The sequence below is a fragment of the Dactylosporangium sp. NPDC006015 genome, from assembly GCF_040614215.1.
In the GTDB taxonomy this organism is placed as follows: domain Bacteria; phylum Actinomycetota; class Actinomycetes; order Mycobacteriales; family Micromonosporaceae; genus Dactylosporangium; species Dactylosporangium maewongense.
Genome location: NZ_JBEXUD010000012.1, coordinates 53,734 through 67,272, shown reverse-complemented (window position 1 = coordinate 67,272; position 13,539 = coordinate 53,734). Strand labels below are relative to the sequence as shown.

Sequence of the window (13,539 nt, the reverse complement as noted above, 5' to 3'; positions counted from 1 at the left end):
AGGTGCGGGGCGGGAGGTGCACGGCGGCGGCCTCCAGCCCGGCGTCGTGGGCGCTCAGCGCGAGCAGTTCCTCGACCTGTCCGAACCGCCGAGACGCGGTGTCCGGGGTCCAGGACGCCCTGGATCGACGCGACGAGTGCGGGCCTGCATGCCGCGTACGCTACGCGCCGCAACCCCCGCGGCAGCGCCCGAAACCCGACACCAGACCGTGTTACGGTGCTGGTCGATCGGGGGCGAGATACAGATGAGTGAGCGCGGGGCACGGGTCCGCGAGGTGCGCCGCCGCCTCGCGCAGGACGGTCCGCCGTGGACGCGGGACCACGAGCTGGACTTCCAGACGGTCACGCTGCCGGAGCGGGACTGCGACCTGCTGATCGCCGACGGTGCCGGGACGGTCGTCGAGGTCGGGCTCGCCTACGCCAGCTCCGCCCTCGCGGTCGGCGAGGCGCTGGTCACGGTCGACCCGCCGCACCCCCGGCACGTCATCGTCGACCCCTTCCAGGACCAGGCGTATTCCGATGTCGGCTGGGACCTGCTGCGCGCCGCGGGCCTGGACTCCATCGCCACGCTCATGCGCTCGCCGTCCTCCGCCGCGCTGCCGGAGCTCGTCTCCGAGGGGTTCACCGCCGACGCGGCGTTCGTGGACGGCAGCCACCGCTTCCACGAGGTCTTCGTGGACCTCTACTTCCTGCGCAAGATCGTCCGGCCGGGCGGGTTGGTCGTCATGGACGACGACTGGACGCCGTCGGTGCGCACCGCGGTCCGCTACTACGAGCGGCACCTGGGCTGGACGGCGATACCCGGCGCCTTCGCCGCCGGCACCCTGCGGCACATCGCCGACGACCCCGCTGCCGAGGCGGTGCCCCGCTGCCGCGCTCTCCGGCTGCCCGACGCGCTGGTCGAGCCGCCCTTCACCGAGTTCCACCCGTTCTGACCGGTCCAACCGGGGCGGGCGGGCCGTCGCCGCCCGCCCCGTGCCTCTCGTCGAGTTACACCGCGTACACCTCGAGCTCGTTCACGCGGACGTAGTTGAGCTGATGGGTCGGTCCGCTACGGCCGGAGATGCGGATCAGCCGGGCCGTCCGCGACGGGAAGGTCGACGTGATGCTCAGCGCCGTGTTGCCGCGCACCGACGCGACCGTCAGGAACGAGATGCCGTTCCAGACCTGGATGTCGTAGTCGCGGATCGGGTAGCCGGCGCTGGTCTTGACCACGACCCTGGAGAAGGTCTTGTTCACGCCGAAGTCGGCCTGGAGCCACTCCGGGTTGTTCGGCGGGTACGTGCCGCTGTTGTTGGCCCAGCTGTACGCGGGGCCGAGGCGGGTGTCGGGGTTGCAGTCCGTGGCCCTCGACGGGGAGTACCCGGAGAAGGTGCTGGACGCCGACGCGATCGCGCCGCAGGCGAGGTTCTCGATGCCGGTGCCGCCGTCGCCGCCGGTGCTGCACATGTTGAACCTGATCAGGCCGGTGTCGTACTCCTGGAACGTCGACTCGCTGAACACGACCGCGGCGCCGCCGCCGTTGTCGTCGCGCTCCTGGCCCGACACGGTGCTGGTGATCGTGCCGCCGCCCTGGACGGGGACGCTGACCGCCGTGCTGGTGGTGCCGCCGCCGTCGAGCTCGAACCACTGGTAGGCGATGGCGTTGCCCCACACCGCGCGGTCCCACGTGGTGATGAACACGTCGGAGTTCTGCCAGCTGTCGATGTCCCGCTTCCTGACCTTGGGGAAGAAGTAGGTCTTGATGATGCCGCCGATCGAGCCGATCACGACCAGCTTCATCTCCCGCTTGCCCTCGAACAGCGAGCCGAACGAGCTCCGGTCCGGCACCCGCCAGCGCTGCAGGTACTCGGAGCCCTGGTTGTTGCGCAGCCCGGTCGGGTTGCACGCGGCGGCGAGACCGGCACCGGCCGCCTGGGTGGCCTGCGGCCCGGCCGGCTGCGCCTGCGCCTGCAACGGCGCGACCGGCACGGGGCCGCCGTAGTTGATCTTCTCGTTGACCCCGAGCACCCACACCTCGTAGGAGGCGACCCGCGTCTCGTCGATCATGTACGGGGTGGGCCGGATGACGCCGTTGAGGTCCACGTAGTAGCCCTGCACCGACGTCGTGGCGTCGCTGGCCGGCGCGACCGCCACGTCGACGACGGAGGTGGGGAGGGCGCCCTCGCCGAAGTTCGGGATGTAGATCTGCGGGTCGTAGCGGTATCCGTTGACGACGAAGTTGAGGGTCTTGCTCTTGAAGGACTGCCACCACGACGCGCTGGTGTCCACGATGCCGCCCGCCTCGGCCTCGGCGATGACGGTCGACAGCAGCGCGTTGGTGTCACCGTCGAACTGCCGGCTGACGACGTTGCGGGTCAGCGCGCGCAGCTGGCTGTTGGCCGACGCCAGGAGCGTCTCGTTCAGCATGTTGCGCAGCTGGCTCTCGATCTGCTGGTCCACGCTCGGGATCACCGCGGCCTGGGCCGCCGGGGCCGGCATGGCGACGGCGGGGATGACGAGCACTCCGCCCAGGAGCACCGTCACCGCCCGCCGCCACATGCGTGAGATCCGGGGTTTGTTCATGGGGTTCCCCTCGGGGTGGTTGTCAGGGCGGAAGCGATGATGCCGCCGCATCCGGCGGCGCGGCGCGGATCCTGAACACGCCTGAACAACCCTGGCCAAAGGCGAACGTCGATCCCTAGACTGTGACCGCTCTGCGACAGTGAGTGATCATGGGGGGTCGGCGACATGGGCGACGATCTGACCGACGCGGGACTGCGTGCCAACGATGTCACCAGTACCCAGCAACTGGCCCAGCTCCTGCGTCAGCTGCGCCGACGCGACGCCCGCCGGCGCGGGGAACCCGAGCTCACCTACCGCCAGCTGGCGGCCCGCACCGGATGGTCGATCGGCCTGCTCGCCGGCTACTTCGGCGGTGACATCCTGCCGCCGACGGACCGGTTCGACGTGCTCGTCGAGCTCCTCGGCGCGGCCCCCGGCGAGCGGGGCGTGCTGGCCACCGCGCGTGACCGGGTGCACGAGACGCGCCGCCGCCCCCGCCCGCCGGCCCCGGTCCGGCCCGTGCCCCGCCAGCTGCCGGCGGTGAGCTTCCGCCTGGCCGGACGGACCACGCACCTCGCCGAGCTGCACCGGCTCGCCCGCGGCGACGACGAGGACGACGGCGGTGCGACGGGACGCATCGCCGTGGTGTCGGGCACCGCCGGAGTCGGCAAGACCACCCTCGCCGTGCACTGGGCCCACCTGGTCGCGGCGCGGTTTCCCGACGGCCAGCTCTTCGTCAACCTTCGCGGCTTCGACCCCGACCGGCCACCGGCCGACCCGGCGGAAGCGGTATGCGACATCCTCGACGCGCTCGGCGTCGCCGTCGACGCGCGACCGGGCAGCACCACCGCGCAGGCCAACCTGTGCCGCAGCATCCTCGCCGACCGGCGGGTGCTCCTCGTGCTGGACAACGCCCGCGACGCCGAGCAGGTCCGGCCGCTGCTGCCCGGCGCGCCCGGCTGCTTCACGCTGGTGACCAGCCGCACCCAGCTGACCGGCCTCATCGCCGTCGAGGGCGCCCACCGGGTGATCCTCGACCTGATGCCGCTCGACGAGGCCCGCGACCTGCTCGCGCACCGGCTCGGCGCGCAGCGGGTGGCCGCGGAGCCCGGCGTCGCCGACGAGATCATCGACGGCTGCGCGCGGCTCCCGCTCGCCCTGACCGTGGTCGCCGCCCGCGCGAGCGCCCGCCCCGCGTTTCCGCTCGCCGCCGTCGCCGAGGAGCTGCACCGGGCACGGGGCAGCCTCGACCCCTTCACCGGCTCGGACGCCGCGGCCGACGCCCGGGCCGCGTTCACCTGCTCCTACGAGCATCTCACCGCGGCGGCCGCGACGACGTTCCGGCGCCTCGGCGGCCACTGCGGCCCCGACCTCACCGCGCCCGCCGCCGCCAGCCTCACCGGCCTCTCCCTTGCCGGGGTGCGCCCCGCCCTGGCCGAGCTGGCGCACGCGCACCTGATCATCGAGCACGTTCCCGGCCGGTACACCATGCATGACCTGCTGCGGACGTTCGCCGTGGAGCAGGCGCAGCGGCTGGACACCGACCGCGACCGGGGCGCCGCGGTCGAGCGGATGCTGGATCACTACCTGCACACGGCGTACGCCGCGGCGGTGCTGATGTACCCGGCGCGGGACCGGATCGCCGTGACCGAGCGCCGCGCGGACACCACCCCGGAGCGGCTGCCCGACCGGGAGGCCGCGCACCGCTGGCTCGGCCGCGAACACCGGGTGCTGATCAACGCGGTGACCCAGGCCGCCACCGCGGGATTCGACACCCACGCCTGGCAGCTGGCGTGGGCCCTGAGCGATTTCCTCGACTGGAGCGGCTACTGGCACGACTTCGCCGCCGTGCAGCGCGCCGCCCTCGACGCGGCGGAACGCTCGGCCGACCTGGTCGGGCAGGTCCACGCCGGCCGCTACGCCGCCCGGGCCTGCATCCGGCTGGGCCGCGACGACGAGGCGCGCACCCGCCTCGACCACGCCATCGAGCTGTGCCAGGCGATCGACGAACCCGCCGTGGAGGCCGGCTGCCGCATCAACCTGTCGCTGACCCTGGAACGCGACGCCGACCACCGCGGCGCGCTGGCCCACTCGCTGCGGGCCCTCGAGCTGTTCCGGGTCGCCGACCACGAGTCCGGCTACGCCCTGTCGCTCGGCATCGTCGGCTGGTATCACGCGCTGCTCGGCGACTACGACCACGCCCTCGACTGCTGCCGTCGGGCCCTGGACCTCCAGCGCCACCTGGGCGGCGAGATGCCGTCCACATTGGACAGCCTCGGCTTCGCCTACCACAAGGTCGGCCGCCACGCCGAGGCCGTCGCCTCCTACGAGCGGGCCATCGAGCTCTACCGCGACGCCGGCAACCGCTACTACGAGGCCGACACCCTGGTCCACCTCGGCGACTGCCACTGCGCCGCGGGCGCCGCCGGCCTCGCCGTGCACGCCTGGCGGCGCGCCCTGGACATCCTCGACGACCTGCACCACCCCGCCGCCGCCGACCTCCGGCTCCGCGTGGACGGCGCCGACCGCCTGGCGTGACGGGCGTTCCCGCGTGCCGGGTGGCTTGTCGCCGGGTGACGTTCCTCGATGTGGCCCCGGCGCGAAGCGTCCGGCAACGTTCACCAGGCGTTTCCGGCGCCGCCGGCTTCCGGGGCGGTGCGACGCGAGTGGGTGGTGTAACGCGAGTGGCCGGTGTGGCGCTCTTTCCGGCGTGCGGCGCTACCGCGCCGCACGGTCAACCGGACATTCCTGACGGAGGGAACACGGTGAGACATTCTCGTCGAACTACGCTGGCAGTCGTGTCGGCGCTGGTTGCCGGGGCCGGGGCTGTGGCCACCACCTCGGCACCGGCGTGGGCGGTCGGGCCGGAGAGCACGTTCCTGGTGCTGGCGCCGCAGGGGCAGTCGACCGCCAAGGCGGTGAGCCGGGTCGCCGCGGCCGGCGGCACGGTCGTGGCGCGCTACGACCAGATCGGCGTGCTCGTGGCCCGCACGACCAACCCGGCGTTCCAGTCGGCGGTCGCCGGGGCCGGTGTCGACGCGGTCGCGTCCACCGGCGGGCTCGCCACCGCGCTGGACGACGACGAGACGGTGGCCGTCGTCGACTCCGCGACCGTGCAGGCGACCGGCGACCCGACGGGCGAGCCGCTGTGGGGCCAGCAGTGGGACATGACGCAGATCGACGTCCCGCAGGCGCACAAGGTCACCACCGGCAGCCCTGACGTCGTCGTCGGTGTGCTCGACAGCGGCATCTCGAGCACGCACCCGGACCTGGTCACGCAGATCGCCAAGGACAAGAGCGCGTCCTGCATCGGCGGCGTCGTCGACACGACCGAGGCCGCCTGGAACCCGACCACGTCGGACCACGGCACGCACGTCGCCGGCACCATCGCCGCGGCCATCAACGGCGTCGGCGTGGCGGGTGTCGCGCCCGGCGTGAAGGTCGCCTCCGTGAAGGTCGTCAACGACGACGGGTTCATCTACCCGGAGGCCGCCGTGTGCGGGTTCATCTGGGCCGCCGAGCACGGCATGCGGGTCACCAACAACAGCTACTTCATCGACCCGTGGGAGTTCAACTGCCGCAACGACGCGCGGCAGCGGCCGGTCTGGACCGCCGTCCAGCGCGCGCTGCGGTACTCGCAGAGCAAGGGCGTGCTCAACGTCGCGTCGGCCGGTAACTCCAACGTCGACCTGCAGCACAAGTTCGTCGACAGCGGCAGCCCGAACGACGGCAGCTTCCCGGTCGAGGACCGCACCATCACCGGCGCGTGCGTCGACCTGCCCGCCGAGGCTCCGGGCGTGCTCACCGTCTCCGCGGTCGGCCCGACCAAGCAGAAGAGCTACTACTCCTCCTACGGCCAGGGCGTCGTCGACGTGACCGCGCCCGGCGGCGACACGCGCTTCCGCACCGGCGGCAGCCCGTCGACGATCACCGACGGGGTGCTGTCGACGACCTTCAACACGGTGACGAAGACCAACGGCTGGGGCTACAAGCAGGGCACCTCGATGGCCGGCCCGCACGCCGCGGGCGTCGCGGCGCTCGCGCTGTCCGCCCACCCGAACCTCACGCCCGGCGCGCTCGCCTCGTTCATGGAGCGCACCGCCGTCAGCCTGCCGTGCCCGAGCGGCGTCTACAACCCGGTCCCGAAGCTGGTCGGCTACGAGGCCACCTGCTCCGGCGGGAACCGTAACGGGTTCTACGGCGCCGGCGAGATCAACGCCTACAACGTCGTGCGGTAGCTCCACCCTGCCCCGTCCGGCAGCCGTCACCGTCCCGGTGACGGCTGCCGCGTTTTTGCCCCCGCATGGCACAGCGTCGCATCGGCGACAGAACGCGTGTCAACAGGCGGAGAGCGGTGTTGCGTCTGGACCCGCGAAGGAGGTTTCCCAGCGTGACATTCGAGGAGTACATCGCGGCGCGCGGGCCCAGTCTGATCCGGTTCGCCCGGGTCCTGACCGGTGACCCGCACCGCGCCGAGGACCTCGTGCAGGAGGCCCTCGCGAAGGCGTACCCGCGGTGGAACCGGATCCTGCGCACCGACCAGCCCGACGTGTACGTGCGGCGGGTCATCGCCAACGCGGCGCACTCGTGGTGGCGGCGGCGCAGCAACCGGGAGCCCGCGGTCGGCGAGCCGGTGGACGGGCCGGCCGCCGGGGACCACGGGACCGAGACGGTCGAGCGCGACGCGATGTGGCGGCAGATCCGCCGGCTGTCCGAGCGGCAGCGCACCGTGCTGGTCCTGCGCTACTACGAGGACCTCGACGACGCCACGATCGCCGACATCATGCGCTGCAGCCAGGCCACGGTGCGCACGCACGCGGCCCGTGCGCTGCAGGCGCTGCGCCTCCGGCTCGGTGTGACGGAGCCGGTACTGACGGGGAGGACCGGATGAAGCACGCCGAGCTCGTGGACTCGATCGCCGACGCCCTGCGCCCGCGCGGCGAGGGTGACGTCGACGTGGCGGCGCTGCGCGCCGGCACCATGGCCCGGGTCAGGTCCGCCCGGCGGCGCCGGATCGCGGTCGCCGCGGCAGGGGTGGTGGCCGCCGTGGCCGTGACCGTGACCGTCGAGCCGCAGCTGACCGCAGGCCGGGCGCCGGAGACCGGGGCGCCGCCGAACGTCTCGGCCAACAGGTCGTCCCCGAGGGCCGCGGCCCTGCCGGCGGCGAACGTGCCGGGTGCGGCGCAGCGTCCGGACACGGTCGGGACCGATCGGGCGGTGCTGCACTTCGACGTCGACCTGGCCTCGTTCGGTGGAACAGGCGCCTTGTGGGAGACCGAACCCGGCAGGGAACGGGTGAGCGTCTGGACCGGTTCAGGCACCCGGGATGCCACCACGGACCAAACCGCGAAGGTGGTGATCAGCCAGACCCTGGACCGGGCGCAGTTCGGCGGGATGACCACCCGCACCCTGCCGCCGAACAGTCCGGCACCGGTCACGGTCACCGTGGCGGGCCGGCCGGGGAAGATCCAGGCGTACCCCGGCGGGTGGGAAGCGGCGAAGGTGGCATGGGTGCTGTGGTGGCAGCCGGCCGACGGGGTGTGGGCCGAGGTCACGATGGACGCCGACGACGCCGGCACCGTCGTCGCCGCCGCCGCGACCGGCATCCATCTCGACCGGTCGCAGCGGTGCGCGGTGCCGATCCGGGTCGGTGCCGTGCCGGCCGGCACCGAGTGGGAGAACTGCATGACCGTCATGGCGCCGGCGGGTGCGGACGGCCGGTCGTGGCAGGCGGGTTCCCTGGAGTTCCGGGGACCGCGCGGTGACACGCTGATCCTCGCCTACGGCGACATCCGCGACTGGGACGCCGACGGCGACAAGTACGTGCCGAACCGGATCGTCCGCGGGCGGCCGGCGATGTGGTTCCCGAGCGGCCCAGGTCATCAGCTGGCGGTGCCCGACACCGGAGGTCGCAACCTGTTCGTCAGTATGCACGGTGAGAACGTCACCGAGCAGGACGCGGTCGCGCTCGCCGAGGGTGCGACGTTCAGCGACGACCTGGTCGACCTCGACACCTGGCCGAAGCGTCCGGTCGGCTGAGAGCCGGTGGGGCGCCCCTGTGCGAGGGGGCGCCCCACCATCAGGTCAGGCCATCGGCTGCACGCGGGCGATCCGGATCGTGGTCGCGTTCGCGCCGGCCGCCGCGTAGGCGACGCTGCCGTCCGGATACGCCTTGAACGCCTGGTACGCGTGGTCCTTCGCTTCGACGGTGAACGTGCCGCCGACGGCGCGGCCGGCGCCCGTGTCGTACACCTGCGCCGTCATCGACGAGCCGGACTCCCACGCCAGCAGCATCCGGCCGGAGCCGTAGGCCACCAGGTGCGGATGGGCGGTCTTCGCCGAAGTGGTGACGGTGGCGTCGGACGCGCCGGTGCTGAAGTGTTCGAGGCGGGCCTTGCCGCCCTGGCTCCACGCGGTCCAGTAGCCCTTCGAGGCGGCGAGGACCAGGTCACCGCCGAAGAGCGTGCCGTCGCAGGTGCCGGAGGCGACGGTCCGGTACGGATTGGGCTGCGCGATCCGGCACGCGTTGTCGGTGGCGCAGACCATCGCGAAGCGGGAGACCCGCGGGTCCCAGGCGATGCGGGTCGTCCAGCTGTGACTGCACCCGACCTCGAAGCTCCCGCGGCCCGGCACGAGGGCCCCGGAGGGCCCGACGACCTGCATGCGGTCGCCCTCGTGGATGTCGACGCAGGCACCGTTCTTGACGGTGATGGCGACGCCGAAGTAGGCCGCGTAGTTCGTGCCGTCGTACGCGAGCCGGCCGTGGTGCTGGTACCACCAGATGAACCTGGCGCCGTCGTCGTAGCCGGTGCGGTCGCCGGTCAGGTTCGTCACCTGCCGCTCCCACACCTGCTTGCCGGAGTTGTCGAACCGGATCATGTGCATGGTGTTGCACGGGCTCGACGAGCCGCCGCAGAGGGTGCCGCCGCCGCAGTCGCCCTTGCGGGTGAGCAGCAGCACGCCGCCGTTCGCGTCGGCGGCGACGTCCTGCAGGTCGATGCCGGTGAAGCTGGTCGGGCTGCCGACGAGCTTGTCGTCGCAGCCGAGCCGGCCGAGATACACGCGACCGTCGGTGCCGAGCCACGCCAGCCACGACCCGCCGCCGGGCGCCGCCGCGATCGCCATCGGCAGCGGGTCGGTGTCGCCCTCGCGGCCGTAGCCGGTGACGCGGACCCCGGTGGCGACGTCGGTGACCTTCACGACCGGCGCGGCGCCGACCGGGCGGGAGCAGGCGCCGGCGGTCTGCGCCGAGGCGGACACCGAGGCCGACGGGCCGGCGCTGGTGAGCCCGGCCCCCTGGGCGCCGTCGGCGGGCAGGCCCGCCTGCTCCGCCGCCTGGACCTGCGGCCGCTCCCCGCCGGCGCCGCCGCCTGACCCCGTCGTGACGTAGAGGGTCACGGCGAGTGCGACGGCGGCCACCGTACCGGCGACGACACCGACAATCAGGCGGCGCCTTACTCTGAGCTCCATGTCCGTCCATATTCGATGCCGAAACCCTTTTCGGCAATCGATGTGACGGCGCATGAGCGACTCTTCACGAAGACCAAAGGTTGACTTCCTCCCCACGGCTGAAGCCGGGGGATTCCCGTGGCTGAGGCGCGTTCATGCCGAGCGCCGTTCGGGTGGTTGGCGCTTCGCGGACCGCCCGGTGGCGAGGTCTCCACGCCCGGTGACCGCCAGTCCGGCGGCCAGGATGTTCTTTGCCGCGTTCACGTCGGCGTTGTCCTGGTGCCCGCAGGCGACGCACCGGAAGACCGCTTGGCTCTCGCGGCTGTCCCGGGCGATGTGCCGGCAGGAGTTGCAGGTCTGCGACGTGTACGCGGGGTTGACCTTGACGACGGTCGCGCCGTGGTAGCGGGCCGCGTGTTGCAGGGTGAGCAGGAACCCGCCCCAGCCCTTGCCGAGGATGGCCCGGTTCAGCCCGGCCTTCTGCCGCACGTTACGGCCGGGCTGCTCGGCGGTGCCTCTCGCGCTGGCCGTCATGGTCGTCACGCGCAGGTCTTCGACGGCGACCAGGCCGTGTTCACGGACCAGCCGCACGGCGGTCTGCGCAGCGAAGTCGGCCCGCCGCGCCCGGATGCGGGAGTTGAGCCGGCCGAACTGGGCACGCACCGCGTCGCGTCGGTTGGAGCGGCGGTTACGGCCATGGGTGCGCAACGATCGGGACAGGCGTTGCTGCAACCGCTTGAGACGTGCCGTCTCGCCCGGGGTGGCGAAAGCCCGGTCGTGCAGGCCGCCGTCGGAGGTTGCGACCGCAACTGCCACGCCCCGGTCGACGCCGACGGGCGGCCTGCCGTTCCCGGCGGCCTCGGCGACGCCGTCCTCGACGCAGAATGAGACGTACCAGCGCCCGCCGTCCCGGGACACGGTGGCGTTGCGGATGCTGCCGCCGAGCGGCCGGGTCCAGCGGAACCGGACCGGACCGAACTTCGGCAGCCGCACCTCACCCCACCGCCGGTTCAGCCGCCGTACCGCGATGTGCTTCGGGTCGGGGAACCGGAACGACGGCGCGGTCCGCGTCTTGGACCGCCACCGCACCTTCCACGTCCCGTGGGTCCTGCACGCCCGGTCCAGGTCCCGCAGCGTCTGCTGCAGCGTGTGTGACGGGGCGTCGGCCAGCCACCCGCAGTCCGGGTCCTTCTTCGCCTCGGCCATCTGCCGGGCCTGCTCCACATAGGAGATGAATGCGCCGCGGCGACGGTAGACGCGGCGCTGCTCCAGCGCGGTGTTCCACACCGCACGGCAGACCGCGCCGACCGCCTCGGCGTAGGCGGCCTGCTCGTCGGTGAACGCCAGCAGATAGCGGCGGCCGGTCAGCATTCAACGGTCCTTCCGCTGACCGACGTACGCCCGGACCGCAGCCAACGGGGCACCGCCCGTGCTCGCCACGAAGTACGAGTTCGTCCACAGCGTCGGCAGCCGCGAACGAAGTGACGGGAACTCGTCGCGCAGTACCCGCAACGTGCGGGCCCCTTGACGGCCTTCACCAGCTTATGGACGCCGAACTGCGGGTCGACCTTGACCAGCAGGTGGACATGGTCGGGCATGACTTCCAAGGCCACCAGCCATGCCCCCTTCTCCTCCACGACTCCGCGGATGAGTTGCTCGAGTCGTTCCTCGATCCGGCCGCCGAGCACGCGTCGCCGGTACTTCGGGCACCACACCACATGAAACGCGCACTGAAAGACGATGCTGCTGTTCGACCGCAGCCTGACGGACACACGAACAATACACAGCAACGCGCTTTCCACTGTCCGCGCAGAGTTGACGCGCTAACCCCACGGCTGAAGCCGGGAGTCTGCGCGCTACGCATTTCGATCACGAAAGCGGCGGGTCCTCGCCGACGAGCCCGTCGATGGCCTCACGGAGCAGGTCGGCGTGGCCGACGTGGCGGGCGTACTCGTCGTGCAGGTCCATCACGAGCCGCCGGAGGTTCGGCCGCCTGCCGTCGTCGAACGCCCGGTACTTCGCGGGCTGGTCGAGCCCGCCGTCGGCGAGGGCCTCGGCCATGGCGGCCCGGGAGCGCTCGACCGCGCCGCGCCACAGCTCGTAGAGGTATTCGGCGGAGTCCCCGGCCGCGCTGCGCCACACCCAGTCGAGGTCGGTGGCCGCCGCGGGCGCGTCGAGCGGCGGTCCGGGCGCCCTGCCGGTGAAGTCGATCGTGTACAGCTCCTCGACCAGCGCCAGGTGCTTCAGCAGCCCGGCGAGGGTGAGGGTGGACGGCGGCTGGGCGCGCCGCAGCCCCGCCTCGTCGAGCCCGCCGGCCTTCCACGCGAACTGCGCGCGGGACCGTTCGAGGGCGAACAACTGCATCTCCGCCTCGCCGGCGTCCGGCGGTGGCTCGTTCAGCATCATGCCGATCACGGTAGGATCGGTTCCGGACGTTTCGCGTCCGGATTCGCGGAAGGGCGACCGTGGAAAGTCCCGCCTCCCGGGCGCTGCTCGCGCTGGAGCTCGTCCAGGCGAGCCCGGGCATCACCGCCGACCGGCTCGCGGCCAGGCTCGGCGTGTCGGAGCGGGCGGCGCGGCGGTCCATCGCGGTGCTCCGCGACGCGGGGATCCCGATCGAGTCGGTCCGCGGACCGTACGGTGGCTACCGGGTGGGTCGTGGCCTGCGGCCGGCGCCGCTGACGTTCACCGCCGCGGAGGCGCTCGCGCTGGTCATGGCGGTCCTCGACGGTCACCACGACGCCGGTGACCCGGCGAGCCCGGTCGGCGCCGCGCTCGGCAAGCTGGTGCGGGCGCTGCCCGAGCAGGTCGCCGCGCAGGCCGACGCGGTGCGGCGGGCGACCGCACCGGCCCCCGACCGCGCCGCCGCCCGGCCCGACCCGCAGATCACGGCCACGCTCGTGCAGGCGTGCGCCGGCTTCCGGCGGTTGCGGGTGTCGTACCGCAACGAGTCCGGCACCGAGTGGGACGGCGAGGTCGACCCGTGGTCGGTCGTCGTCCGGCACGGAAGGTGGTACCTGATCTGCTGGTCGCACGCGTCCGGCGCGCGCAGGGCGTACCGCATCGACCGGATGCTGGACGTCGCGCTACTCGACACCCGCTTCGACCCGCCGGCGCCGTTCGACCCGGTCGCGGTGCTGGAGGAGCATCTCGCGGTCGGCTGGGAGTACACCGCCGACCTGGTCCTGCACCGCCCGCTCGGCGAGCTGTCGGGTCGCGTACCGGCGGCGCTCGGGCGGCTCGAGCCCCTGGACGACGCGTCGTGCCGCCTGATCGGCTCCACCGGCAACCCATGGTGGTACGCCGAGCAGCTCGCCGCCCTGCCCTGCGACTTCCGGATCGTGGGCGGCCCTGAGCTGCGCCACACGGCCCGCGCCATCGGTCGCCGCCTGCTGGACGCCGCCGGACCTACCCCGGGTTGACGGACCGCCCGTCGGACCACTCCCGCCTGGGCGCCGTCCGCTCGCGGGTGCGAGCGGACAGCAGACCGTCGACCGGCGGCGGCAGGCGCGAATGCCTCGACGCGCCCGCCGCGACGGCCCGGTCC

General features: G+C 72.7%; 10 protein-coding genes and 1 pseudogene. 6 read left to right on the top strand and 5 right to left on the bottom strand.

Annotation, left to right across the window (positions count from 1 at the left end; translation table 11 throughout):
• The first annotated feature begins 244 nt into the window (after positions 1 to 244).
• Positions 245 to 934, top strand: a complete 690-nt coding sequence (locus ABZ321_RS22735; RefSeq protein ID WP_354894243.1) for a class I SAM-dependent methyltransferase — start codon at positions 245 to 247, stop codon at positions 932 to 934.
• A gap of 55 nt (positions 935 to 989) precedes the next feature.
• Here ABZ321_RS22735 and ABZ321_RS22730 read toward each other — a convergent pair whose 3' ends face one another.
• Positions 990 to 2,564: a discoidin domain-containing protein gene (locus ABZ321_RS22730; protein ID WP_354894240.1), complete on the bottom strand. Its 1,575-nt coding sequence runs from the start codon at positions 2,562 to 2,564 to the stop codon at positions 990 to 992.
• Between the two features lie 165 nt (positions 2,565 to 2,729).
• On the opposite strand from ABZ321_RS22730, the gene ABZ321_RS22725 reads away from it, so the two are divergent.
• The 4 genes from ABZ321_RS22725 to ABZ321_RS22710 all read left to right on the top strand — a co-directional run bounded on the left by ABZ321_RS22725 (position 2,730) and on the right by ABZ321_RS22710 (position 8,582).
• On the top strand, positions 2,730 to 5,081 hold the full coding sequence (locus ABZ321_RS22725) for a tetratricopeptide repeat protein (RefSeq protein ID WP_354894237.1): 2,352 nt from the start codon (positions 2,730 to 2,732) through the stop codon (positions 5,079 to 5,081).
• A 260-nt stretch (positions 5,082 to 5,341) separates the two neighbouring features.
• Positions 5,342 to 6,781, top strand: coding sequence for a S8 family serine peptidase (locus ABZ321_RS22720; RefSeq protein ID WP_344499776.1), 1,440 nt, complete (start codon positions 5,342 to 5,344; stop codon positions 6,779 to 6,781).
• Positions 6,782 to 6,933: 152 nt separating this feature from the next.
• On the top strand, positions 6,934 to 7,434 hold the full coding sequence (locus ABZ321_RS22715) for a SigE family RNA polymerase sigma factor (protein WP_354894234.1): 501 nt from the start codon (positions 6,934 to 6,936) through the stop codon (positions 7,432 to 7,434).
• Positions 7,431 to 8,582, top strand: coding sequence for a hypothetical protein (locus ABZ321_RS22710; RefSeq protein WP_354894231.1), 1,152 nt, complete (start codon positions 7,431 to 7,433; stop codon positions 8,580 to 8,582). The genes ABZ321_RS22715 and ABZ321_RS22710 overlap by 4 nt, the downstream gene beginning before the upstream one ends.
• Before the next feature lie 45 nt (positions 8,583 to 8,627).
• On the opposite strand, the gene ABZ321_RS22705 is transcribed toward ABZ321_RS22710, so the two are convergent.
• The 4 genes and pseudogenes from ABZ321_RS22705 to ABZ321_RS22690 form a co-directional block, all read right to left on the bottom strand.
• A complete protein-coding gene (locus ABZ321_RS22705; RefSeq protein WP_344499771.1) occupies positions 8,628 to 10,013 on the bottom strand; it encodes a hypothetical protein in 1,386 nt (461 codons plus the stop codon).
• A 132-nt stretch (positions 10,014 to 10,145) separates the two neighbouring features.
• Positions 10,146 to 11,363, bottom strand: coding sequence for a transposase (locus ABZ321_RS22700; RefSeq protein ID WP_354894227.1), 1,218 nt, complete (start codon positions 11,361 to 11,363; stop codon positions 10,146 to 10,148).
• Positions 11,364 to 11,764, bottom strand: a pseudogene (gene tnpA, locus ABZ321_RS22695) (IS200/IS605 family transposase).
• Positions 11,765 to 11,861: 97 nt separating this feature from the next.
• Entirely contained in the window at positions 11,862 to 12,398 is a 537-nt protein-coding gene (locus ABZ321_RS22690; RefSeq protein WP_354894224.1) for a DUF664 domain-containing protein, read from the bottom strand.
• Positions 12,399 to 12,457: 59 nt separating this feature from the next.
• Between ABZ321_RS22690 and ABZ321_RS22685 the strand changes: the two genes are divergently transcribed.
• On the top strand, positions 12,458 to 13,414 hold the full coding sequence (locus ABZ321_RS22685; protein ID WP_354894221.1) for a WYL domain-containing protein: 957 nt from the start codon (positions 12,458 to 12,460) through the stop codon (positions 13,412 to 13,414).
• The last annotated feature ends 125 nt before the right edge of the window (positions 13,415 to 13,539 follow it).